Annotated in this window: 20 protein-coding genes and 1 pseudogene; 12 read left to right on the top strand and 9 right to left on the bottom strand. The window is 40.4% G+C overall.

Annotated features, from left to right (window positions below):
- The first annotated feature begins 36 nt into the window (after window positions 1-36).
- Window positions 37-333 (top strand): hypothetical protein, encoded by a 297-nt coding sequence (locus tag QNI22_RS06615; protein WP_314509837.1) that lies wholly within the window; start codon window positions 37-39, stop codon window positions 331-333.
- On the opposite strand, the gene QNI22_RS06610 is transcribed toward QNI22_RS06615, so the two are convergent.
- The 3 genes and pseudogenes from QNI22_RS06610 to QNI22_RS06600 form a co-directional block, all read right to left on the bottom strand.
- Window positions 272-430: a DinB/UmuC family translesion DNA polymerase gene (locus QNI22_RS06610; protein WP_314509858.1), complete on the bottom strand. Its 159-nt coding sequence runs from the start codon at window positions 428-430 to the stop codon at window positions 272-274. The genes QNI22_RS06615 and QNI22_RS06610 overlap by 62 nt on opposite strands.
- A gap of 195 nt (window positions 431-625) precedes the next feature.
- A pseudogene (locus QNI22_RS06605) lies at window positions 626-1,198 on the bottom strand (Y-family DNA polymerase); the annotation flags it as partial.
- Between the two features lie 168 nt (window positions 1,199-1,366).
- Window positions 1,367-1,804, bottom strand: a complete 438-nt coding sequence (locus tag QNI22_RS06600) for a LexA family protein (protein ID WP_314509836.1) — start codon at window positions 1,802-1,804, stop codon at window positions 1,367-1,369.
- 1,026 nt (window positions 1,805-2,830) lie between these two features.
- On the opposite strand from QNI22_RS06600, the gene QNI22_RS06595 reads away from it, so the two are divergent.
- The 5 genes from QNI22_RS06595 (at window position 2,831) to QNI22_RS06575 (ending at window position 8,896) form a co-directional block, all read left to right on the top strand.
- On the top strand, window positions 2,831-5,467 hold the full coding sequence (locus tag QNI22_RS06595; RefSeq protein WP_314509835.1) for a sigma-54-dependent Fis family transcriptional regulator: 2,637 nt from the start codon (window positions 2,831-2,833) through the stop codon (window positions 5,465-5,467).
- Between the two features lie 242 nt (window positions 5,468-5,709).
- The gene (locus tag QNI22_RS06590) at window positions 5,710-6,450 is read left to right on the top strand and encodes an SDR family oxidoreductase (protein WP_314509834.1); all 741 of its coding nucleotides are present in this window, start codon (window positions 5,710-5,712) and stop codon (window positions 6,448-6,450) included.
- Window positions 6,451-6,525: 75 nt separating this feature from the next.
- Window positions 6,526-7,152: a hypothetical protein gene (locus QNI22_RS06585; protein WP_314509833.1), complete on the top strand. Its 627-nt coding sequence runs from the start codon at window positions 6,526-6,528 to the stop codon at window positions 7,150-7,152.
- A 211-nt stretch (window positions 7,153-7,363) separates the two neighbouring features.
- Window positions 7,364-8,365: an RHS repeat domain-containing protein gene (locus QNI22_RS06580; RefSeq protein ID WP_314509832.1), complete on the top strand. Its 1,002-nt coding sequence runs from the start codon at window positions 7,364-7,366 to the stop codon at window positions 8,363-8,365.
- Window positions 8,366-8,374: 9 nt separating this feature from the next.
- Window positions 8,375-8,896, top strand: coding sequence for a hypothetical protein (locus tag QNI22_RS06575; RefSeq protein ID WP_314509831.1), 522 nt, complete (start codon window positions 8,375-8,377; stop codon window positions 8,894-8,896).
- A 1,061-nt stretch (window positions 8,897-9,957) separates the two neighbouring features.
- Here the strand turns inward: QNI22_RS06575 and QNI22_RS06570 are convergent.
- Window positions 9,958-11,499 (bottom strand): tetratricopeptide repeat protein, encoded by a 1,542-nt coding sequence (locus tag QNI22_RS06570; protein WP_314509830.1) that lies wholly within the window; start codon window positions 11,497-11,499, stop codon window positions 9,958-9,960.
- 580 nt (window positions 11,500-12,079) lie between these two features.
- On the opposite strand from QNI22_RS06570, the gene dinB reads away from it, so the two are divergent.
- Window positions 12,080-13,162: a DNA polymerase IV gene (gene dinB / locus QNI22_RS06565; protein ID WP_314509829.1), complete on the top strand. Its 1,083-nt coding sequence runs from the start codon at window positions 12,080-12,082 to the stop codon at window positions 13,160-13,162.
- Between the two features lie 70 nt (window positions 13,163-13,232).
- On the opposite strand, the gene QNI22_RS06560 is transcribed toward dinB, so the two are convergent.
- The gene (locus QNI22_RS06560; RefSeq protein WP_314509828.1) at window positions 13,233-14,855 is read right to left on the bottom strand and encodes a GAF domain-containing protein; all 1,623 of its coding nucleotides are present in this window, start codon (window positions 14,853-14,855) and stop codon (window positions 13,233-13,235) included.
- Between the two features lie 583 nt (window positions 14,856-15,438).
- On the opposite strand from QNI22_RS06560, the gene QNI22_RS06555 reads away from it, so the two are divergent.
- On the top strand, window positions 15,439-16,152 hold the full coding sequence (locus QNI22_RS06555) for a hypothetical protein (RefSeq protein ID WP_314509827.1): 714 nt from the start codon (window positions 15,439-15,441) through the stop codon (window positions 16,150-16,152).
- A gap of 13 nt (window positions 16,153-16,165) precedes the next feature.
- Here QNI22_RS06555 and QNI22_RS06550 read toward each other — a convergent pair whose 3' ends face one another.
- Window positions 16,166-16,513, bottom strand: coding sequence for a DUF4180 domain-containing protein (locus tag QNI22_RS06550; protein ID WP_314509826.1), 348 nt, complete (start codon window positions 16,511-16,513; stop codon window positions 16,166-16,168).
- A 361-nt stretch (window positions 16,514-16,874) separates the two neighbouring features.
- On the opposite strand from QNI22_RS06550, the gene QNI22_RS06545 reads away from it, so the two are divergent.
- Window positions 16,875-18,005, top strand: a complete 1,131-nt coding sequence (locus QNI22_RS06545; RefSeq protein ID WP_314509825.1) for a glycoside hydrolase family 130 protein — start codon at window positions 16,875-16,877, stop codon at window positions 18,003-18,005.
- A 61-nt stretch (window positions 18,006-18,066) separates the two neighbouring features.
- Window positions 18,067-18,648, top strand: coding sequence for a hypothetical protein (locus QNI22_RS06540; RefSeq protein WP_314509824.1), 582 nt, complete (start codon window positions 18,067-18,069; stop codon window positions 18,646-18,648).
- 108 nt (window positions 18,649-18,756) lie between these two features.
- Here the strand turns inward: QNI22_RS06540 and QNI22_RS06535 are convergent, their stop codons facing one another.
- Both QNI22_RS06535 and QNI22_RS06530 read right to left on the bottom strand, forming a co-directional pair.
- The gene (locus QNI22_RS06535) at window positions 18,757-20,124 is read right to left on the bottom strand and encodes a carbohydrate-binding domain-containing protein (RefSeq protein WP_314509823.1); all 1,368 of its coding nucleotides are present in this window, start codon (window positions 20,122-20,124) and stop codon (window positions 18,757-18,759) included.
- A 302-nt stretch (window positions 20,125-20,426) separates the two neighbouring features.
- Window positions 20,427-21,221, bottom strand: a complete 795-nt coding sequence (locus tag QNI22_RS06530; RefSeq protein ID WP_314509822.1) for an SDR family NAD(P)-dependent oxidoreductase — start codon at window positions 21,219-21,221, stop codon at window positions 20,427-20,429.
- Between the two features lie 242 nt (window positions 21,222-21,463).
- Here QNI22_RS06530 and QNI22_RS06525 point away from each other — a divergent pair, with 242 nt between their 5' ends.
- Window positions 21,464-22,774 carry a hypothetical protein gene (locus QNI22_RS06525; RefSeq protein ID WP_314509821.1) on the top strand — a complete coding sequence of 437 codons (1,311 nt, stop codon included), beginning with the start codon at window positions 21,464-21,466 and terminating at the stop codon, window positions 22,772-22,774.
- Window positions 22,775-23,142: 368 nt separating this feature from the next.
- Here the strand turns inward: QNI22_RS06525 and QNI22_RS06520 are convergent, their stop codons facing one another.
- Window positions 23,143-24,459, bottom strand: a complete 1,317-nt coding sequence (locus tag QNI22_RS06520; RefSeq protein ID WP_314509820.1) for a GAF domain-containing sensor histidine kinase — start codon at window positions 24,457-24,459, stop codon at window positions 23,143-23,145.
- A 436-nt stretch (window positions 24,460-24,895) separates the two neighbouring features.
- On the opposite strand from QNI22_RS06520, the gene QNI22_RS06515 reads away from it, so the two are divergent.
- The gene (locus QNI22_RS06515; protein WP_314509818.1) at window positions 24,896-25,363 is read left to right on the top strand and encodes a GNAT family N-acetyltransferase; all 468 of its coding nucleotides are present in this window, start codon (window positions 24,896-24,898) and stop codon (window positions 25,361-25,363) included.
- The last annotated feature ends 16 nt before the right edge of the window (window positions 25,364-25,379 follow it).

Here is a 25,379-nt window from a genome sequence, read left to right as displayed (position 1 = left end):
TGTACAGGAAACGCTTTTGGTGGGCAAGCATTAAACATGAGTACGGAAGATTACGACAAAATAGCAAAAGATGACAATTATACAGAACTTTCTGACAACGAGTCTCCACATGCAGGGGATGTTGGAACATATACGAATGATAACGGACAAAAAGAGCATTTTGAGATTTATCAAGCACCAGATCAAGTAAATTCAAAGAACGGTACTGAAAAAGACCCCGGTCAAACTGCATCAGGGAAAAAAGCAGAATTCAAAAATGATCAATATAACGTTATTCGCAAAAGGAGTCCGCACACAGTTGTTGCTGAGGCAAGTCGCGTCGGAATGAATTAGTACGCAGAAAAACAGTAATGATACGTGCCGCCGATTTTTGCCGTCGGAGTTTTTCCATACACCTTGCTACAAAATTAGATAGAGCTTCTTTTAACATATCCAATTCGGTGACCATACTACCAAAACTTTGACTGGTGCAAATGCCTTTTTTCTTTTTCATCCCCAGCTCCAAGGGTAGACAGGGTTTGCCTCTGAGTTCATATACTAACCGTTTTCCTACGACTTTCATGCGCTGTCCGATCCAATCCACTTCGGCCTTGCTCAGCTGATAGGCATTGGTGATTTGATTTTCTTTTAGCCATTGACTGTATTTCCTGCCTACTCCCCAAACCTCTTCTATCGGTGTTTTCTCTAGCGCTTCCTGTATTTTTTGATCACTATCGAGCAGGTAAATGCCATTGCTTTTCTTTGCTAGTTTATGGGCAACCTTGGCCAGCGATTTGCTTGGTCCTACTCCTATACTAATGGGTATGCCTGTCCATTGATATATTGTCGTTTGAAGCCTGTTTACAAAGGATTCCAAATCACAAGCAGGAATAAGGGATAGATCCAAAAAAGCCTCATCAATAGAATATACTTCGATTTTAGGGCATAGTTCAGCAAGGCAGTTCATCACTCTGCTACTTATATCACCATAGAGCTTATAATTGGAAGAACGAACTTGTATTTAATCTTTTTTAACCTGATCCTGAATCTGGAAAAAAGGAACGCCCATACGGATTCCCATATCTTTCGCTACTGGAGATCTGCTTATGACTGCTCCATCGTTATTACTCAAGACAACGAGTGCTTTTCCCCGAAGGTCGGGTTGAAAGACCGTTTCACAGGAGCAATAAAAATTGTTACAGTCTACAAGTGCGATCATAGTTAATTAGCGTAGAATAATCAGTGTAGGAATAATAATCTGTTATCGAAGCTGGTATATAAATGAAATGGACACTAGCCAAATTGGTAGCTGAAAACGGTTGTTTATCTAGTAGTGTATTTACAACTAGTTAGGACTAGTCAATTTTTAGTACTAGTTAAACCGTTACTAGTCAAACTTCCTAAATTGGTTTATGGCAAAGGTTACTACGCCCTGTACTTCAAAATCTGTATAATGAGTAATGGCTACAGTAGGATACGCTTCATTTTCAGCGACAAGGTAAATCTGTTCTTCTGAATAGCGGATACGCTTTACCATCAGCTCCCGGTTTATCAGAGCAACCACTATATCACCTGCCCTTGGATACAGGGAGCGATCTACTACTAATAGTGCACCACTGTGAATAACAGGGTACATACTATCACCTTCTACTTTTATATAGTAGGTAGTTGCTTTACGTCTGATCAAATACGTTGCTATATCCAGGCTGGCAGCGGTATAATTTTCCGCAGGTGAAGGAAACCCCATGGGTACATACGTTTCATATAAGGGGAGCGCAGTTGGAAACAATTCTTCTGCTGCCTCAAAATAGTCAACTACTTTCATAGGGGTAGAGCTTTAATAGAAGTATTTTTAACTTATTAGATCTTGTTTTTAAGTAGAGAATAAAAGGCTATCAGAATTTACTTAAGAAAAATCCTAAATGTATATAGCCGGTGTGAAATATCCTATATAAATATAAAACAAATAAGAGATATATACTAGTTAAGTATAGGTGCTAAAGCGAGTCAGGTGGTTAAGCGAGTCAGGTGGTTAAGTTTAAAATGTACTAAGCCCTTTTATGAACCTTTGAGATTTGATTTACAGATGAAGAAAACTTCACAATGTATACCATACTGATACAATCCTGGCTGGGTATATGGCACGGTTGTGAGCCTTCAAACTTCTACTAAAAATAAAAAGAAATTGCGGAAGAAAGTAGGCAGATATATTACTCTTCTGATTTAGAAATAGTACAGTAATAGAGGCCTTGCCTAATAGGGGCTTTTGTCTCAGTAAGTCTATCTGAGTAAACGGATCCTTTCTTGAGAGTAAGCCATTTTGTTCGTGAAAGCCAGCAGAAGCGTGTTACTGCTCAATCAACAAGTTCATTCTTCAAGTTCATCCCTAGCATCCTGAATACATAATAAAATCCGTTCTGTAGCGGCCGGGTCGCGCACCTTCGGAAAGAGAGAGCTCCAAGAGGGTGATAAATATATGGGTTTTGAGTCGTATTGCTTTTTTGCTACCTGTATTCTTTATTCTACAAACTTAAATGAGCGGTCAGTGATGGGCAATCCCTTCAGAAGTTGTCGCCAGCGGATATTTTTCTTCGATGTCATTAACGGTTTTTTCCATTTAATCCATAGGTTGAATCTATATTGTTGTTTGATACATTTAGGTTAATTTTGTCCCGTTGATGCAAAGAAGGCCTATTGAAGATGCAGCCTGCGTTCAGATTTGAATTGCCCTGTTTCCAAGCGCAAAAGGGAGAAAAACCAACCTAATGTAAACAACAAGGCAAACCATAAAACCCTGTGTCTGCAAAAAACATCCCTAACAGATTACCTTTACAACACACGTCCCTAACAGATGAAGCCGTTTTCCAACCCCGGTCGAAGCACTACCCATGCGAATCCTGAAAGGGAATGGCAACTGCTTCTTGATCTGGGCAACGATCTTGCGAACATACATGAGAAACGCGATCTGATCGTTTTGTTCTCCGAACGGATCAAGCCGTTAATGCCTTTTACGCACACGATCATTACCCTGATCGACTGCAAGGATCAAACGTATTCGCCGTTCCTGCCCAATCAACACCCGGCAGCCAGTAAGGACCATTCCGGGTATGAAGACCATTCCGGGTATGGAAAGATAGTCAAGGCGCGTTTTCCGCTTGGCGAGCCGTTGATAGAGTCGGTGCTGGCTGCTGATGGCCCGGTCGATTTTAACCTTGCCGGTTTTGCCGATGCTGCGCAAAGTCCGCCATTCCTACAGGTAAACTTCGAAAAAGGCATCGGACATGTGCTGATGACAACGCTGCGGACCGGGGATCAGCCGATCGGATTCCTCCATGTTTACACGGATCGGGAAGAGGGATTCCCCCGGCAGTTCAGAGACATCGTTCGGATGATCACTCCGCAATTGTCCGCTGCCATCTCCAATATCATCAGAAGCGAACAAATTCTGCAAAAAGAGAGCGAAAATTCGTTTCTGCTTGATTTCAGCAATGCCATGACGGGGGTGCGGAGCCGCGATGACCTGGCTCTGGTCGTAAAGAAGGCATTTGGTAAGCTCAATCCAGGTGGCGGATACGTAATTCGGAAGATTAACGCCGACGGGATAACCATGTCCGCTTACCTGCACGATACGGGCCCTTGCAGCTTTGACAAGGATTTGCTCGAACAGGTGCTGGCTGAGAAGTTTCCGATCGGTGATGGCATCCAGAACCGGATCATGGACAGTCACATCCCGCTTCTTTTCGACGTGCAGCGGGAGCTGCAAAGGGGCTACCGGATCTCGTACCTGGATCTTTGGGAACAGATGGGTTTCAAGACAATGGTCGGCATTGCCTTGCGCAATGGCGATACGAATGTGGGCTTGCTTTTGCTGAGCATTGACCGGATCAATATTCCGATTCTACAGGGCATCTGCTCGCAAATTGCCATCGCAATGGGCAACATCATGGCCAACGAAGAAATACTCCGTCGCCAGTCCGAGCAGCAGCTCATGCTCACGTTTTCAAATCAGATGACTGGTGTCAAGACCAAAGCCGAGCTGGATGATGTGATTTCAGGAGTCCTTCACGGCCTGTTCCAAACCCGGGTTGCCGTTTTGTACCTGCTTGCCGAAGACCAGTTGACCCTACGGCCTTACCTTTTCGACAAGCGGTTTTTTCAGGAAGATGATATAGCCAATCACGAGGATTTTTATTCGTTGTCTATCAACGAAGAGCATGTACGGCTTGTCTTTGAAAGCAACCTGCCGATCCTGCTTGAGATCGATGAAAACACCGAAGCAAGATGCCTCAAACTTTCCATCCAGCGTAAGCAGCGCGGGCTTACCAATGTCTATGCATCCGCATTGAGACTTGGGGACCAGAAACTGGGCATGGTCTGGATGCTTGGTGAAAAGATCAGTGAGCCGCTTTTACAAGCCATCTGCGCCCAGATTTCGACAGCGGTTTCCAATGTGCTGGCCAACGAGCAGATCCTGCTTTTGAAAAAACAGCTCGAGGAAGAAAACGCCTATCTCAAACAGCAGCTCAGGACGAATTTTGACCAGATCGTGGGTAGCGGTCAGGCCATGCAGCAGGTCTACCGGCTCATTTCACTGGTGGCTGAAAGCAATGCCACCGTGCTGCTGCTCGGCGAGACGGGTACGGGCAAGGAGCTGATTGCAAAGGCCATTCACAATGCATCTGAAAGGAAAGGAAAACTGATGATCAAGGTCAACTGCGCGGCCATGCCGGCCGGCCTGATTGAAAGCGAACTGTTCGGTCACGAACGGGGGGCATTCACAGGAGCCGTCGAGCGGCGCATCGGCAAGTTTGAGCTTGCCAACCAGAGTACGCTGTTTCTCGATGAAGTCGGGGAGATGCCGCCAGAAACGCAGGTAAAGCTATTGCGCGTTCTGCAGGAAAAAGAAATGGAGCGCGTCGGTGGCAAAAACACAATCAAACTTAATGTCCGCATCATCGCCGCCACCAACCGCGACCTGGAAGCGGAGGTGAAGGCGGGCCGCTTCCGTCTGGATTTGTACTACCGTTTGAATGTATTTCCGATCAAGCTTCCGCCGCTTCGTGACCGTCGCGAAGATATCGAAGCTCTTGCCGGGTTCTTTCTGTCCAAATTCAGCAAAAGCACAGGCAGGAAAACCGTAAAGCTCTCAGCCAATGCACTGCGGCAATTACAGGCTTATTTATGGCCGGGCAATGTCCGCGAGCTTGAACACCTGATTGAGCGCTCGGTCCTAGTGACGACAGATCCGATGATAGGTGAGTTTTTCCTGCCACAAGCAACGACACCGACCACCAATGCTCCGCTTACCCAATCGGATCTACCATTGGAAGAAGTTGAGCGCATGCACATTATTCAGGTGCTGCGCCGGTGCGGAGGGAAGATTTCCGGTGTTGGCGGGGCAGCCGGCATACTGGGCATTCCGGGCAATACGTTGCATTCCAAAATCCGTAAACTCGGCATTTCAAAAGCCGACTACTACACGCACTAACCGATTACTACACTAGTCATTTGCTGCATGCCTTGAGCCGCGGTCCGTCCGACCTAGCGTTTGATCCGTTCTTAGCAACTCTCACCAAATACAGTGATACCTATCGTGTTTTCACTAAATAAAGTGAAAATGGAATATGTGATTTTAGTTTAAATGACTGAAAGAGAGGTGCTTGAGTAAGTGGCATTGAAATAGCATGTTTAGAATCATCCATACGATTTTAAACGTAAACATTTCAAACCATGAAAATTGTAATCATTGGCGGCACAGGGCTGATCGGCTCGAATGTGAGTGAAAAACTGCGGCGGCTGGGACACGAGGTAATCGTAGCTTCTCCTTCCACCGGTATCAATGCCTTCACGGGTGAAGGCATTACTGACGCCCTGGAAAATGCCCAGGTGGTCGTGGATCTGTCTAACTCGGCTTCTCCTGAGGAAGATACGGCGATCGCATTCTTTCGTACGGCTGGCAATAATTTGGTTGCCGCCGAAAAAGCGGCCGGTATCAAACATCACCTGGTGCTGTCGATCGTAGGGACGGACCTGGCTCTGTACATTGGCTATCTGCGCGCCAAGAAAGAGCAGGAGGATATTATCAAGCAGTCGGGCATCCCGTACACGATCATCCGTGCCACCCAGTTCCATGAGCATATCACGACCTTGATTGCCGTACAATCCGATGAGCAGCATGTACACGTCTCCACTGTGGATTACCAGCCCATCGCGGCCGAAGACGTAGCCGCATTGGTTACCCGGCTAGCATTGGAAGCGCCCAAAAACGGCACGGTGGAAATTGCAGGACCCGACCGCGCGCCCATGAACGAGTTTGTTAGCCGTTACCTGTCTGTCAAAGGTGGTGAAAAGTCGATTAAAGCCAACGATGACAGCAAGTACATGTTTTTTGCCATCCCCAAATCCCTTCTGGTGCCAAAGGGTGAGTTTTATGCTGGTACAATCCGGTTTGACGACTGGATCAATGGCTAGTCCGGCTTGCTGGTTCCCAGGCAATTCACTTGAAATTCCGCAGATCATGAAAACTTTAACTCAAACGCTTATTCAATGAAAAGCCAGAACAAAAACGGTAAAAGGGGATTGATTAAATCGCTCCATTACCTATGCGGTGTCATATTATCGGTTTTCATTGCATTTCATCTGATAAACCACCTGTTTGCACTTGACGGGCCCGAAAAGCATATTCAGGTAATGGACCGGTTTCGGCTCGTTTACCGCCATCCGGTCGTCGAAACGTTTGTGCTTCTGATCGTTTTGTTCCAGGTCGTCACAGGCATCCGGTTGATTTACAAAAGAAACGCTGTGACCATTGCTGAGAAAATTCAGGTGTACTCAGGCCTTTACCTTTCGTTCTTTCTCATCGCCCACGTAGGTGCGGTTCTTTCAGGCAGGTACATCGAGCATCTGGACACGAACTTTTATTTTGCGGCGGCGGGGTTGAACTACTATCCTGCGACGTTCATTTTCATACCTTATTATTTTTTGGCTGTCGCTTCGATCAGTTTACACGTTTCTGTGATTCACTATTTAAAGACAGGATCAGCAGGAGCAGCCATCGGAATGGCAACCGTCGGGATGGTGGCTGCCATGATGATCATACTGGCCTTTACCGGCAATTTCAGCTGGCTTGACATACCTCAGCCGTATGAGCAATTCATTCGGTCTTTGATTTGAGACAAAGCTCAAGTCCCAGCGGGTTCTCATTGCCAGTTGGGCTTGGAAGTAAAGTTGCACCTGGAGATAAACCAGATGATTGATACTATCTATCAGATCATACAGTTCATTTATTCACTCCTTTTTGTGAAATTAAGAATAGTTCAACCCGAAATATGTCGGCAAACCGTTGAAGGGCTCATAGTTGAAGGGACTATAGTACAGGAGAGTCATGGAGTTTATCCCGCTTTTCAGCGGGAATCCATGGGGATTAAATCTGGCTGGTATTGAGACGCAGGGCATTCCTAATGACAAGTTTCAGTACAATGGAAAAGAGAAACAGGAAGAGTTTGGATTGAACTGGATGGATTATGGGGCTAGGATGTATGATGCGCAATTAGGTAGGTGGTATGTTGTTGATCCATTGGCAGATCTAATGCGTAGACACTCCCCTTACAATTATGCTTTTGATAATCCCTTACGCTTTATTGATCCTGATGGCATGGGACCTGAAGATATTGTTTATTTCAATAAAAATGGAGAAGAGGTTCATAGAATCAAAAGTAATACTGAATTCAAAACATATATTCAAGTTCATGATGATGTACAGGACCCCAAAATGGGTAACAAGGGCTGGAAAGAAGTTCCTATGCCTAAGCTTATAACAGAAAGAACCCAAACCAATGAATCTACAACAGCACCAGAGTATCAGGAAAATGATTACTTAATTGCCGCAAGAACAGGATATTTTAATCAAGCAAAAAATTCTGGACGATTGGATAATGTCTTTACTGAAGGTGGAAATGCTATTCCTTCTGATGAACTTCGAAAACTACCAGATTTAGATCCAACTCTTGTCAAAGCAATGGCAATTCAGGAATCACATGCTGGAACAACAAGACATGATATATTAACTGCAAATAATCCTGGTGATTGGGAGAAAACATATAAGCAAAAAGAACCAATGGGCCTAAAAAGAGATACAGAATTGAATGAGACAAATTCTTTATATTATGGTATACGCATACTTGTAGGGAAAGGTTTTAGAAAAGGTATTGATGTAAAATATGATAACAAGAATGGAATTACAACTACTACATATGACTTCAAAGGTTGGCTTCAAGCTGCTGGTAATTATAATGGAGGAGGTGTAAAAGAGTATCAAAAATATATTACAACAATGTATAACGAGGCTATAGCTCCAAAGCCTGAAAATTATCAATCAGGAAAATAATATAATGTTATGAATAGAAAAGCTTTATTATTTATCATTATTGTGTCTTATTATTTCTTTATGGGTTGCAATTCTTCTGCTAAGAAGAGCAAAGAAGAATATGATGAGAGAATTGAAAAATTAGTTTTACAAGAAAATAAGATAGGCATAGACTATACTTTCAAAGCTAGAAGCCCCAAAAATGAAAGCGTGGACGATTATATTATCACTTATCTTGGCAGTATACAAACTATAAATGGAGATAGCCTTAGATTCTTAAAAGAGATCCATTTTAGTGGTTCATCGGAACTTACACAACATGGGTCTTGCGTTGTTACTATTTACAATAGCAATCAAGAAAAACTTGGCTTTTATTATGTAGGAGGAGCTACAGATGGACCTACTCGTATTGAAAGAGATAAACTAATTTTTGATAGTAGAGAAGATTGTAACTTAACAACAAGTATAAGCTTTAGAGATAGTATTCCTAATCAAATATTTGTTCGATGTACTGAAAAAGGAGGCGATTTGTTTACATTCGGTAATCAATGATTGTAACGTAGTTTATAGTATAATGGATGGTATTGTTACACGTATCATTAGTTATCTAAAGGCTCAAAGAGATATTTATGATTTGATCTATCCAAAAAGTTATAAAGAGGATATTAGGTAATCAAAAAGTTTAAAAGAAGATTTTGGAGCTTAATAAAATGTTCCACTTAGTGTAGAATTATTTGAGAATGACAGTGTCGAAAATCGGTATACCGATTTTCGACACTGTCATTCTATATTTGCTGTCAGACTAAAAATTAACATATTTCAGAGATAAGGTCTTCCATTTAATTTATAAAAACTGTTTGCTTATGATTATTCGATAAAAAATTAATGTTTATAAATTTAATATGGATAAACATAGTATTTATAGGATAAAAAATTAGCGATCAAGTATCTAATTCTAATAAAAAAATCTGTCTTCTTTTTATATTAATCTCCTAGCTCATTCAATCTGACAAAAAGATCTTTGCAGCGAACCTGTCTTTTATTTTTGATAATAGTAAGATGATTGATCAGTTGAAGAAAACTAATTGACTGTTTGTTGGAAAAAACATAATGAGACCTGCTACTACTTGTAAGACAATCAGTTCTTTATGCAAGTTTTGCCGATTGGATTTTTTAGCGAAGGTGACCTGTTACAAAGTGTAAAAGCATAGCAATATAAAATTGGGAATGTAAGATATGTTGTCAGAATGCAGTACGATGCAGTCTTTTTTGAATTTCGACTATTCTCTTTTGTTCAAAAAAAGTATATATCTGCTTATTTATCAGTATTTTAAGGTATAAAATGTTTTTGTTTCAAAAATCTGACAGGAAAGCATATGTGTATGGTAATGAGTAAATTATGACTTTACAAAGGAGGTGTGAATGTAGTATCTTTGTATTTATTGTAAGTCAAGCAGATATATCCTCAGACATAAAGTCTGATACAAATATAAAAATACGAATTTAGGTTGTAAGTGGTTTGTTACTGAAATTCTCCGAAGGTCTCCCTCGGAGAATTTTTGTTTTTGGGATAGCAGATAGGAAATACTTCAGGCAAAAGCCACATGAATAGATTAGTTGTCAATCACTGAGTCTTGTTTCTTTTCGAGAAGGCCATTCATCTGTTTTAGTACAAGATCCAGTTCATTTGTTGTATCTATAAGCTTTTCGATATATAGCCTTTCTTCATCTGGTTTATTATCTGGTAATCGAAGTACCTGACCCAAACCCAATATCATAGCTACAGGCCGGCGCAGGTTATGAGCTGTCATAAAGGAAAACTCTTTAAGCTGGTGATTATATTCCAGTAAGGTATGCGTACGATTAGTAACTTCGTTTTCCAGATCTGTTTTTTGTCTGATCAGTAGTTGGTTTATTTTGATTTTCTGTCGGATTCGTAATGTTAAAATGACCAGCAGAAGGCATAATGTAAGTCCGGTGATGACAATTACTGTAAGATGCTTCTGTCGTGCATTTTCTTCTGTCAGGTTTTTTACTTCATTCTCTTTTTTCTGCAGATCAAAGGAGGATTGCATCTTGATAACATCTATTTCTCTTCTCTTTTTGGCTAGCGAATCGTTTAACTGAATTTGCAGATGAAGGTATTTTATAGCCTCTGTATACTGCTTTTCCTGTTCATAGATAGAGGCCAGTTCCTTATACATAGGCTTGAGTACGGGCAGAAAGCCAACTTTTTGGGTAAGTTCGATACCCTGAAGCAAGTATTTCTTTGCCAGGTCTGGTTGATTCTTGTCCCGATAGATTTTACTGATAGACACAGCAGCAGCAGCAGCTGATAAAAGCTCGTTATGCTGTAGACCACTCTCCATATCTTCCAGCAGATAAGCTAAGGCTTCATCCTCTCTGCCTGTCTGAAGTAATACAAACCCTATGTTCCCTCTTACTATACCCATCCAGGCCGAATCATGTGTAGCAGCGGCTAGATCAAGGGCCTTCTGATAATAAGAAAGTGATTGAGAATATCTTTTATTACCACTCTGGATTAATCCGAGTGTATTGAGACTGCTGATGTGATATACTCTCTTTAATGAATCACCTCCCAACGCCAGTGCTTTCTGAAAATATTCTTCACAATCTCGCTCTGGCATTTTGAGACACAGGTTGCCTAACTCATACAGAGCTGTAGCAGCTCTTGCTTTTTTATTCTGGCTAGAGAACTGATGATAGGCTTGTTGCATGTATTGGGTTGCCTCTGAATATTTATAGAGCGTATTATAAACCATTCCCAGGTTTAGGAGTGTTTCTGCGTGTTCGGATATAAGATGGTATTTTTTTGTATGGATCAGATCTTTTTGCAGCAGACTATCTGCCAGGAGATAGTTTTTTTGTTGATAATGAATACGAAACAACGATTGAGTGATATAATGTTGTAGTTTTTCCGGATTATCCGAATTGCCAGCATTTTGTAGGATACGTACAATTGACAATGCCTCTTTCATCGGAAGTTGAGTGAGGCGTGCATCCAACGTTTCAAAAAAGGTTTCGTATTGATGGGCTTTTGTATGGAGAAATTCCTGTTTCAAACTATCCTGTGATAGTATCTGGGCATATCCTGACAGATAGATGAATATAAATAGAAGGTAGAAATGCTTCATTGATGTGGGTATGGGTATGGTCACTCACCTCAGTAAGATTGTACTATCTTTAGTAACCAGAATGTTGTAATTTGCTTTTTGGTAGAATTTCTGTAGTTAGACTATAGCCTGCTGAAAATCAATGTTTACACTAATACAATATGCGAATATAAAGGTGAACTATATAGATAAAAAGATATATTTTATTACAGAGAACTTCTTAATAGATAATCTGTTTGTGGTTGAGATAGCAGCCTCTTTTTTAACGGCTTCACATAACTTTAGTATAAATTATTACATACAAAAGTCAGAGGTGATTTCTGAAAATGGTATGTATCAGACAACATACCTTTATAGTACCTTTCTATTGTGCCAGAATGAGATTTTACAAAACGGCGAATAAAGCTTCGTTTTATTTTTTATACAATATCTATTAATTTATAAAGTTTTAGCCCAGTGATAGAAAACAGCAGGAGAAATACTAAGAACTTGATAGTAAAGAATAAAGAATGCTGTTAGAACGCGAGGTTTATTCGCTATTTTTGTGAGTAAGTATTTTTTTAATTGACAGAAGAACACTAGTATGCATTAACCTGCTGATATGCGGAAGATTATACATATAGATATGGATGCTTTCTATGCCTCTGTTGAGCAACGGGACTTTCCGCAGTATCGTGGCAGGCCGGTAATTGTAGGTGGTTCACCGGAAGGGAGAGGTGTTGTGGCTACAGCCAGTTATGAGGCACGTCGATATGGAGTACACTCTGCTATGTCTGCTGGAAAAGCTCGTCAGTTATGTCCGCATGCCATCTTTGTATACCCGCGGTTTGATGTTTATAAAGCTATTTCCTTGGAAATACGGGAAATTTTCAGGCGTTATACAGACCTGATTGAGCCTCTCTCACTGGATGAAGCGTATCTGGATGTGACTACTGATAAGTTGCAGATAGGCTCTGCTATGGAAATTGCGGAACAGATTCGAGCATTTATTTTTAGTGAGCTTCATCTTACAGCCTCAGCTGGGGTTTCCGTAAATAAATTTGTGGCTAAGATTGCTTCAGGTATGCAAAAACCCAATGGGATTACTTTTATTGGCCCTTCCAAGATTGAAACTTTTATGGAGAAGCTGCCTGTGGAGAAGTTTTTTGGGGTAGGAGAAGTGACTGCCCGTAAAATGAAGAGTATGCATTTACACACAGGTGCTGATCTGAAAAGGTTATCTGAAGTTGAGTTAATCCGAATCTTTGGTAAGATGGGTTCATTCTACTACAGAATTGTACGTGGCATTGATGAAAGGCCTGTACAGCCGTTTCGTGAACGAAAATCATTGGGTGTAGAAGATACCTTTCCTGAGGATCTGACCCAGCTAGCACAGATGGATGCTGAATTGTATACTATCAGTCAGAAGCTGATAGAACGTCTGCAACGAAGCAATGCCAAAGGAAGAACCCTGACCTTAAAAATTAAATACAACGACTTCTCTCAGATCACCCGGAGCCAGTCTTTTGCTATACCTCTTGTCGATGTCTCAACCATTTATACAATTGCTCTGCAACTCTTGGAAAAGACAGAGCCTGAATCCAAACCTATACGATTGTTAGGAATCTCCATCTCCAACTTCGAAGACGTTTCTTCTGATCCGTTACAAGCCGATAAATCAGGCCAGCTCTGGCTGTTTTCATGATGGTTGCTTAATACGATCAAAAAAAAGGCCTACATTTGTAGGCCTTGGTAAGATCTGAATAATTTATAAGCTAAGCAGTTTCTCTTTCCTGTAGTGAACGCAGTGCATCCTGTAATTCCTGAATCTGGTTTAGATACTCCTGTTCTTTCCGGAACATTTCTTCCTGGGTAGCAGCCAGCTCTTCCATATTCTGACGCATTTCTTCTTCCTGTGACTTCATTTCCTCTGCCTGTTGCTGACTATCGTCCAGTAATTGCCGTGTCCGTTCATTGGTTCTGACAGAAACAATTGTCGATGCCATCTGCTGGGCTAGTTTTTCGATAAATGCAATCTTATAACTTTCCAGTTTCTCAAAAGAGGCAAGCTCGATTACACCCTGTACATTGTCATTTACCTTCATAGGCATGATAAGCAGGCAGGTAGGGTTAGCCATACCCAATCCGGAAGTAATCTTAAGGTAATCCTGAGGAATATCTGTCAGGTATATATAGTCTTTTTCAAGTACTGCCTGTCCTACAAGCCCTTCTCCGATAGCAACCTCTCTGTAAAGGTATTTTTTCCGGTTATAAGCATAGGCTGCCTTAAGCTCCAGATATGGTTTGTCATCATCGCCTGCCAGCAAAAATAAACCACCCTGATTAGCGCCAATGTATTTAACCAGTTCTGAGATGATGGCATTTGTCAGTGTATCCAGATCAGTTTCTTTACGTAACAGTTCACCCATAAAGTTTAGACCTTCATTGGTCCAGTTACGTTGCGTATCTTCTTTTTTCACTTCCTTCATGCGTTTCTGCATTTTCTGTAGTTCGCCTACCAGGTTATTTTGGTTTAACGCCTGATTAGAGTCATTTAATCCTTCCCAGTGTGCTTCCTCTTCTTCTGTAATTTTCTTTATAAACACAGCTGCCTTTTTCAGATTTTCCATAGATTCTTCTATCACATTCCGGCTATGTTCATGACCTGGATGAAACAGATATTGTTGATTGGTCTCCTGAAGTTCTTTGAGTAAGGCTTGCTGATCTTTACTTTGTTTCTTAAGAATATTGATAATCCAGTAGAGAGTGGGTAATCCCATAATAAGGAGTAATACCTGTATCCAGGCATTACGGCTAACAGCTGTATCATAGTCCATTTGCGCTTTTTGTGCAACTGCGTGTTCAAATGTTTCCAGTCGTACGTGCAGGCTATTCCATGCGCCCCATGTACGTGACCCTCTGTCTTCAGCCAATGCACGTTTAAAGTCCTCTGTACTGTCTACTTTTAGCATCTCAATCATACCCTGGCCAAACTGGTGGTAATTTTTCAAAACACCCTTTACTTCTGCCAGAGAAGTTAGAAATGAGTCCAGCTTAACCGTAGATTCAGGCATAAGCGCTTTCTGTTCTGTAATAATTTTGGCCAGTGTATCGGCTACACGTTGTGAAGCACTGACATTATAGCCAATATGGCCTATAAAGCCATCGTCCTTTGTAATGCCAAATCCACGAAGGTTTTTGTCATAGTTTACCAGACCCTGGTTCTGAACTTCCATAGAATGCGATAAAATCGCTTCAGACAGTTTCTGAGCATAAGTCGTAGTAGACATTATATATCGGTTATAAAAGACCGTTACTGCGGATAGTATAATCAGAATCCCAACAAGGGCTGCTGATAGGACAATGCCATTCTGGCGTACAAAGGTTTTTAACGTCATATAAGATACCATCTAAACAATACAATACATAAGTACCTGAATAGTTATCAGTCGCATTCTTTCCAAAACAGAAGAGAATTTCCGAGGCAAAAGCGTAATCATGAGATTGGCTATACAAAAAATATTTATAGCTACTTATCAGATTATTTTCAAGGGTGGTATTCATTTTACAGAATGTACACGCCTGCAGCACAATTACTTTTCTACCTTGTGTTTGTAAGGATACAATACTGCTAATCTGAATCTTTCGGGTGCAAATTAGATATACTTTGAAACTCGTAAAACTATAATAGCCAGCTATTCAGTAGTTATGTAATATTCAGATCTATTCAGTAAATTTTGGGCATAACTGTCTCTTTAAAGTTATAAAAAAGGTATAAAAAGGGTAGAAACAACTGATTTGACAGTAACAAAGAATGTGTGATCTGAGATGGAATATCACAGATAGGTTAAAAATTACATTTCTGAAAAAAATAACAAATGTGTTTTCTGCCTAAATAAGATTATTGATTGGTTTTGACTAAACTCTGATCTGTTTTTCAGATATCTTGCACTTGTATTTATATAAATGTTTTGGTTTGTAATGGGAAGACATCTATACCTTTATAAATTAAATACTATTCAGCTTCAGGAGCAGTTGTCTCTTGAGATTAAACGACTGGATGATTCTGAACAATCGTTTAAAAACTGGCTTTCCAGAGAAAATGATGTATCATATGAAACAATAACTCAAAAGACTGCCCAAACCCCTGACTCACTTACGGGAAGCGAACTGTCTCAACTGACAACATGGCTTTGGAATGTATATGGTGATGCGAACTATGATGAGGTATTACTATTGCTTGCCCAATTGGGTCTTGAAGAAATATGGTGGGAAGGTATTACCTATTATTGCAATGTGATAATTGAGCAGTTGAATGAATATTTTGACCAATTGCCAGAAAGATCATCTCCTCCGGATTATCTTTTTACCTCTAAAGAGTTAGTAAATTTTATAGAGTGGATGATTATTCTTCTAGGATATTTCTTTGTTAACGAAGGAATGGGAGAAGACGAGGAACTGAAAAAGCTTACCAAACAAATAGATGAATTGTTTTTGATTCATTCTGGCCACTATGAACAGGCTCAGAAGATATATAAAGAGCAGTTGCAACAGCGCCAGGAGTTGGGTGAATCCTATACAGGCAAATGGAGTACTGACTATTTTTCTACTGCTTGGAGGGTATTTGATCTGATCACTCTGCGAGCTGTTGTTGCAGAGTCAAACACAAGCCTTTATCTGCTAGATTCTTATTAATAGCAGAATACATTCAGGATAAAGCTTCTTCCAGTGTGGAAACAAACTTTACCAGAGATCCTTTATTGCTTTCGTATATGAAGCTTTGCAAACTATTGCTGGAATACTGAGAAAAATTACCTACGATAGCCAATTGCATACGATAATTTGAGAATTTCTGCAGAACCTCACCTGCCAGCTTGGTTTTCAGATCAAAAAAGTCTGGTGTGATATTCTGTTTATATACAATAATCTTTTCTGCTCCCTGATAAGAACAATTACCAATCAGATCCAGTGCATCCTGTAAACTGGTAATTATCAGGACTTCAGAGATGACTTCTGCAATAGAAGTACCATTGATCTGGTGGATTTTTATATTCATGAGGATAAGTAAAGAACGGTAGATTTCTTATCGCAAAAATGAGAATTTTTTCTTTACTAGTTATTAAATGAGTGGAAGCACTTAATGATTATTTAGCTGGGATCTTGGAGAATAGATCGAAATGATCCTATATTTTTCGATTAGGCTCTCCACGCCAACTAATAAGCAGTAATAACATCACACCACATTTTTCCTTTATACATCTATATTTTGAAAGAGAAATAAAGAGACTATAGCTTGTCTTTAAATGGAGTAGATAAAAGAGTGATAGATTATTTCTTTTTGGCCTTATCATTTTGGATTGTCATTGTACAAATTACTTTTGTATAAATCCTATTTTGTGTCAATTCACATATCCCTTATGAACCGATCAAGTCTCTTTCTTATGGTGTGTGCTGTCGTTGTAATGACAGGTTGCCAGTCTTCAGAAAAACAACAAACTAACCATTCCACTTCTGATACATCTCAAGCAGAGACTGCTTCTGTCGATTGGGCTTTACTGCCTTTTCAGAAAGTAGATTCTGCTAATCCGATTCTGTTGCCGAAGTCTGGTACTATTTTTCATTGTCCAATCTGGAAAAAAGATATCCAGTGGGAAGAGCATGATGTATATAATCCTACAGCTGTAGTGAGAGATGGAAAGGTATATATGATTTATCGGGCAGAAGATACAGTGAAAGTGGTGAAAGGTACTTCGCGCCTGGGATTAGCTGAAAGCAGTGATGGTATCCATTTTACACGACTGTCACAACCTGTTTTCTATCCAGACAATGATGCCATGAAACAATACGAGTGGATGGGTGGATGTGAAGACCCACGTGTTGTGGAAGATTCAACAGGGACATATTACATGACTTATACTGCATATGATGGAAAGACTGCACGCCTGTGTGTGGCAAGTTCAAAAGATTTGAAGAAATGGAAAAAACATGGATTAGCTTTCAAAGAGCCAAACTACAAAGACATGTGGTCAAAGTCAGGTTCGATTGTTTGTAAACAACAGGATAGTCGAATGGTGGCTACAAAGATTAATGGCAAGTACTGGATGTACTGGGGTGAGAATGGATTACTGGCCCACTCTGATAACCTAACAGACTGGACTTTTGTCGCAGATGAAAAGGGAGAGCCTAAGGCTGTAGTTGCAAAACGTTCTGATACAAAGCTTTTTGATAACGGTTTAGTTGAGCCAGGACCAGCCGCTATGCTGACAGATAAAGGAATATTGCTTATTTACAATGGTGCTGCATTTAGACCTAAACCGCAAGAAGGAGTGGAGATGTATGCCGGGGGACAGGTGCTTTTGGATAAAAACGATCCGGCAAAGATAATTGCCCGTCTAGATCAACCATTTATCAAACCAGAGAAAGACTATGAACTGGTAGGACAGGTCAATAAAGTAACGTTTGTGGAAGGACTGGTATTTTTCAGGAATAAATGGTTTCTGTATTATGGCACTGCGGATTCGAAAATCGCTGTAGCAGTAAAAGAGTAATCAATATGGGGAAAAGTGGATATCTAGTATATTTGTATGAAGCTATCCACTTTTCTCCTTAATGTTCAGACATACAAAATTCTTCTTTACAGGCATTACTATAGCAATTTATACTTGTTCTGTTTCTGTTAGTGCACAAACTCAGTCACCTTTATCCCTCAATGGATTTTCTCAATGGATTACCGGTCACGATGAGAAAACAGAACAGTTGGCTCCTCTGAACACTCAGGATGGATTGGTAAAAGATAAAGGAAAGGTAGTTGCGCATGTGAAATTTAATGTAAAGGGATATGGCGAAGTATCTTTTCCTATTGATCCAAAGACATTGCCTGGCGAAGAAGCCCGAAAAGTAGATCTTAGCAAAAGTAAATTTATTCGGGTAACTTATCAGGCCAATCAGGAAGTAGTATTACAACTACGACAGACAGGGGTGCATGGAGGAGTACAGAATCATGTGGTTCTGCCTGCTAGTAAAAAGCCAACAACCCGAACAATCTATTTCTCAGAATTTAAGGGTGGCAAAACCACACTGGATTTGTCAGATGTCGCTAAATTTAACTTTGCCTTTCTGTCAAACCCTCCTCAAGAATCCTTCGCAGAGCTAAGGGTCAAAGCTTTCTATATTGACCAATGTCAACCATAAGTTAAATCATTCTCTGAAACTGAAACTAGCCACTACACTCTTTTGCAAAAGTGTAGTGGCTAGCTTTAAAACTCCTAACCACAATTTAAGGACGAATCCTGTCTGTATTTAGCTCCCTGTTGCTGTGGTTGCACTACTCGAAACAGTAAAGCTTGTACTCAGCGTTCCGGCAGTATAATCTCCGCCCTCATAGAGTCCATTAGTAGCTGTTCCTGTTGAACTTCCACCCAGATATACAGAATAGGTTGTGCCCTGAATCAGAGAGGGAGATGATACCACAACAGATTGAAATGTCTTGGCAGGACTGAATGTTATAATTTCATTGCCAGTAGCATCTTGTATGTGGATCAACTGATTGGCTTGTTTCGAAGAACTGAAATTAATCTTTACAGAGTTTTGAGTAGAGGACTGACTAGGTGCTTGTGCCATACCTGTACTTCCTGCAGCTACCAGTAGCCCTCCTGAAATGGTGAATGTACGATCATAGTCAATTGCTCCATTGCTATCCTGTGTAGGACCATTGACAACAATAACTCCACCTGTGATCTCAATGTACCCATTGGAATCAATACCATCTCCTGACGCATTCACATACAGATAGCCTCCATGCATATAAAAATGGTTTTCGGAAGTATCATTGCCTGAAGAGGCATTTACTCCGTCATCGGTAGAAGTTAGCTGAATGCTTGTACCCTCATTAATTGTAATTTCAGCACTTTCTATACCTTCCTCAGATTGTGTGATGACAATATTGCCTCCATTAAATGTCAGCGACTCTTCACCATGTATCCCATCATTTCCAGCTGTCAGGGTAAATGTCCCGCCATCAATAATCAGGTTCTTGTCACTTTTCAGGGTAGATTCTGCAGCAGTGACAGCATAAGTGCCATCTTTGATAATCATTCCACCTTCACTTACAATTCCTCCATCCGCATTGCCTGTTACAGTAAGAGAACCCGTTCCAAATATAGAAAGCCTGGCTGCGCTATACAGTGTTCCATCCAATTCGCTGGCGCTTCCGTCTGTAAGGGTATTCTGGGTAGAAGGTGTGAGATATATGATAGCTTTAGCTGCACTTTTTACATATAGAGGAGCCGTAGATGTACTGGTTATATATGCTCCGTTTAATATGATTTTGACCTTGCTGGATGTGTCTGTGTTGACAACCACTTGTCCATCTGTCAATGTACCACTTACACTATAGGTGCCTGCTGCTGTAATGGTTGCAGTTGTGTTTTCTACAGTTACACCCTCTCCTGTCACAGCAACAGATGTGCTATTCAATGTAATGTAGGTGATGTCTGTGTCAAAGATATAATCATCTGCTTCTTCTGTATTGGTTTGGGCTGTTAGTTCGGTATCCGAGTCGGTATCAGTTGTAGTTCCGGGAGTTGGATCGGTTTCTTTGTCTGAACAGGATACCAATGTGAAGAATGTGAATGCTAAGGCTAGTAATGAATTTTTTACTTTTATCATCGCAAAATATATGTTTGTTATGATAATTGAACGCATGACTGTCTCCAATATTTCCTTCTATCTGGATAGTATAGACGTATGGACAGATTGAGTAGGCTAAACAGTCATTTTTGTCTATCATAATATTGGTTTGTCTGTCGTGAGTAGAACGGATGACTACTCGCACACTATTATAAGAGTTTAAATATATAAGTAATGAAGTAATACTCGTTCTTTCAGTGTTATGACGAGTGTACATACAAAATAAAACTGCTACCTCATATAGGTAGCAGTTTGGCTTAAAAAGGGGGCTATGTATCTATTTACGATTGAGAAGCTGGTTTTTGCTGCTCATTCATTTGATGTGCAACTACGCTATCTGGCATCATATTACTCATGCCTATCTGTACTTTATTCTTCAATCCTGAAATAACTTTATCATCTCCTGACATCAGTGCTTCATAGCCGTCTTTGGCAACATCTGCCGGATCAGATAGTTTTCCTTCTTGTACAATCTTACTTGATACCATATCAGCCTTATTGAAAAAGTCAGTATCGGTTGCTCCGGGCAGAAGGGCTGTAACAGTGATGTTTGTTTCTTTAAGCTCTTCCCGAATAGCTTCTGAAAAGGACAAGACAAAGGCTTTGGTACCATGATAAACTGACTGCCATGGTCCTGGTGTCTTGCTGGCAATAGAAGCCAGATTCAGGATTTTTCCTGAGTTTCTCTGAACCATGTCTTTCAGGAAACATTTAGTCAAAATGACTACTGACGCAATATTCAGATCGATAACAGCTAGTTCGCGGTTTATATCTGTATCCTGGAATTTTCCGTAAATCCCCTGACCTGCATCATTGACCAGTATATCAACCTGAATGTTTCTGTTTTTTACTTCTTCATATAATGAGAACGCTGCATCCCGATTAAAAAGATCTTTGGCTATCGGAACCACATCTATTCCAAGTTGTCTGAATTCCTGCGCTTTATTTTCCAGTTCCTGCTGATCTCTGCTTACAATCACCAAATTGTAGTGATCTTTTGCAAATAGTTTCGCCAACTCATATCCAATGCCACTTGTGGCACCTGTAATAAGAACATATTTGTTTTCGGTTGTCATAGCACATACACTTTTAAATGAAAAACAGAAAAACAAAAAATAACATGCCTTACTTGTTGTTAAATGTGTTGATAAAGAGCTTTATAGATTCTACAGAAGAGTGTATTGTCTACCAGAATAAATTATACAGGAAATAGCTTACAGATGATAGATTGCTAATTTCCGTGATACAGCGGTGTTTTTAATTCAATCGTTTTTTTATTACTTGAAAAACAATCTGAATGTATTTCCTATACTTATCTATGTTAGTTTACAAAAAATCTTATCTGTTAATTCTCTCCCTCTTTGTTGCATTCTGTACTAGACTATCTGCACAGACCCTCCCTAAAGCTATTGTAACAGAATTAAAATCGCCCTACTTTGAGAAGTTGTATACAAATACATATTATAGTCTTCTGGATCGTATGGGAAAAGATGGTTTTCTACCAGAATCCTTAACCGGTGCGTATGAAGGAATGTATTGTCGTACTGTAGGTGCTTTGGTGCCATTACTAATTGAGACAGGTCGTTTCCAGGAAGCCGAAGCAACCATTTCGTGTGTATTAAAGGCTACACAGGAAAATGGGCTGGAACGTATACCACATGTAATTGTACTGAAAGACCAGAAATATGCTATTCTCAGCGATGAACCTCAAATAGATGGACAGGCACATGTGATTCTGGCCTGGGCAAAACTTGCTTTAAAGAGAGGGCATACTGATTTTGAAGATAAGACCTGGCAGTTGATAAAGACCTTGACAAATCGTACCTGTGATCGACAGAACCTTTCGTCTGGCTGGTGGTCGACTGAAACAGGATTAGTTAGAAACATCGCACTTGAACATTCCAGGGATGGCCGTCGCTGGGATGCCTGGGACTTACTGACACAGAGCTTTGTAGGTGCTGCATTAAAGGAAATGACCGCAGTGGCCCAGCGTAGAGGAGATGCAACACTAGCTGCTTACTGGCAAAAGAGACTGAATGTACTACAAGATGGCATTCGTAAAAATTTAACCACAGTCAGAGACCGGGATACCACCTATCTGGAAATGCGGCTTCCGGATGGCAATGGGGGAACTCCCTATCTGGGAATGGGGTGGGTAACACTTTCTCCAATTGCTGCCCAATGGGAGGGTATGGATCATACTATTCTACAAAATACAGTGAAGGCTATGCAGCGAACCATGATGAAAACAACCAATGGACTTACCTGGATGCCTACTGATAGTTATCCGGATGGTCGTGTTTCCAATGAGATTATTGGAAAAGGGATTGCGTGGGAAATAGAATTTGCTCGTTCTGAAGAAGACTTTAACCGGATTCAACAATTATTGCAACTAATCAAGGAAGTTAATGCGTCACAACCTATCTATATGGAAGGAGGGTGGCTGCAGGCAACCGGATATAAACCCGCGGATAAGTTAACTGACCAGGATATAAAGAGCCTGAAAGGAGCTGCTTGGAAAATTAAAGATGTAGGCAACGGCGAACAAACCGCTTGGTGGTGTTGGGCAATGGCTCGTCTACGAAAAGAGGCTGGATTACCAGTAGAGCCAAAAAGACTGGTGAATTGAGAGTCGGGTATTTATGATTTCATAAAAGCCAGGAGTTGTTCCAACTTATGAGAAAAAGGTAATTTGCTCTCTCATCCTGTTGTTTTTCAGAAAGAAACACTCCCTCTTTCTGTCCTCCTGAAAGGAACTTCCCGCCTTTGTCGGGACAGGCGTGACAAATAGAGTTGCGTTTGGTTTATGAGAGAAAAATACACTCCAAAAGGAAAAGCAGCCGATCTTGCCACGAGGTACTGTCCTGATTTTTAGGACTACCTCAAAGAATTGATGAGAAATCTGAAAAAAGACCTTCCCCAAAATAAAACAGAGTCCACGCTAAAACGTAGACTCTGTTACTATGCCATATGAGATAAACTGTTAGTAGGCCTCTCTTATAAGGTTAGCGCTTTAAGAGCATAGTCAGGTTGTTGTTTTCGATGCAGATCCTGATTGTATTTGACAAGAGTAAAGAAGAATGTCGTTCCTTGATCAGGTTTGCTTTCAAGCCAGATCCTGCCTTGCAGGTCACTGATAAAATCTCTGCAAAGAAGTAGACCTACTCCTGAACCACGCTCCCCATTGGTACCTGGCTGTGAATTTTTGTCCTGCCAGTTGAACAATTTATTTTGTTGTTCTTTGCTCATTCCCCGACCACTGTCTTTTATGGATATAACCAGATGCTCCTTCCCCTCTAAATCATATTCTTCCCAGCCTCTTACTTCAATAGTACCTGAGACTGTATACTTGTTTGCATTCCCCAATAGGTTCCGAAGTATAAAGCGAAGTATATCATAATCTGCCCACGCTGTCAGAGAAGGCATTGCATTGATAAGCAGATTATGTTTTTGAGAGGCCGATATCGCTAACTTGAAAAGTTCACTTTCTACCAGTTTCTCAAGATTAATTGGTTGATTGTGAATAGACATTCCTTTGATCTGTCGGGAAGTCCAATGTACCAGATTACTTAATAGCTCATCTGTGGAAACCAGCATCAGACTAATTTTGTCAATTACTTTTTTTTGTTCTTGCGCAGGTATGTCATCGTTAGTGAGTAGTGGTAAAAATCCACGTAGGAGATTAACTGGTGTACGAACATCATGAGAGATGATAGACAGAAACCTACTCATAAGTTGGTTGGTTTCTTCCGAACGTTGATGCATTTCATTGAGCTGCTGATTTTGTAATTGCAGGATCTCTGCATCATTGGCAAGTTGCCGATTCTTTTGCCGAAGCTCGAGTTGTTGCACTATCTGGCGGGAAAGCAATTCCAATGCAAATTTTTGTTCTGAGGTCAGTTGTCTTGGTACCTGATCCATTACACACAATGTACCAAGCTTATAGCCTGTTGGAGTAATCAGAGGCATTCCTGCATAGAAGCGAATGTGCGGATCGCCTACTACCAGAGGATTTTCACAATACTGATTATCTTCAAGTGTATTACCAATAATAAAAAGATTGTTCTGAGTTATAGCTGATGTGCAGAAAGTAATCTCGCGTGGAATTTCTGATGCTTCTACACCAATCTTCGCTTTAGCCCAAAGGCGCTCATGATCAAGGAGAGAGATCAACGATATGGGTGTCTGGCAAATCTGGGAAGCAAGGCAAACAATGTCATCAAAGTCTTTTTCAGCAGGAGTATCCAAAATATGGTATGAAAACAATGCCTGAAGCCGTTTCGCTTCTTCCAACGATATACTAGAATCTTTCATTACAAAATGACGGATGAAAAAAAGTTAATTTTACTTTAACCGGCTGTAGTGAAAACGATTCCTGGGCTTCAATTTCGAGAGAAAATAAGTCAGGCTTGCCAGATGGAATGTTACCTGACAATATCATTACAACAAAAATAAATCAAAATAGTCAGGAAATAATTAAAGAAAGATTAAAATCGACGAATGTAAATATGGATAACTGTATAGGTATGAGTAAGATTTTTTAATAGGTATATATACCTGTTTATGTCAGAAAGTTGGGGAAATGATAACCCATTTAAGTAGTAATATATTGTTAGTCAGATTGTTGTTGTTTGAACAGATGTCGCTAATTGCTGTTGTTTAGAAAGAGCTTTCCTAAAACTTTGATTCGTAGGATATTGTATGATTAAAGAATAGATTCTGTAAAATTGAAAAGCAGAAATTAGCCAATATGACTTTAAACTATACACAAACCCGACTGTTGGAAAAAGAGGAGCAAATTCCCTATGAGTTACTGCTTCTAGCAGATGAGACCATAGAAATCATAGATTCCTATGTAAAGGGAGGGGAAATATATGTTTTTGAACACAATTCCCAAATTATTGGAGTATACATTCTTTACATCCTAGATGCTAAGGCAATAGAGATCAAAAATATTGCAGTGCATAAGGACTATCAGGGATTGGGTATTGGTACTCACTTATTAAACGAAGCAACCCAACGAGCTAAAGAAAAAGGATTTAAAACATTAGTTATTGGAACTGCCAATGGGGCAATTAAACAACTATATCTATATCAAAAAGTAGGGTTTGAAATAACTGGAATCCGGAAAAACTTTTTTGTTGACAATTATCCGGCACCAATCTATGAAAATGGAATTCTATGCAAACATATGATTATGCTTGAGAAACAATTGTAATGTTTGATGCTGCATG

This window comes from Xanthocytophaga agilis (assembly GCF_030068605.1).
In the GTDB taxonomy this organism is placed as follows: Bacteria; Bacteroidota; Bacteroidia; order Cytophagales; family 172606-1; genus Xanthocytophaga; species Xanthocytophaga agilis.
This window is presented reverse-complemented; position numbering and strand designations above follow the sequence as displayed.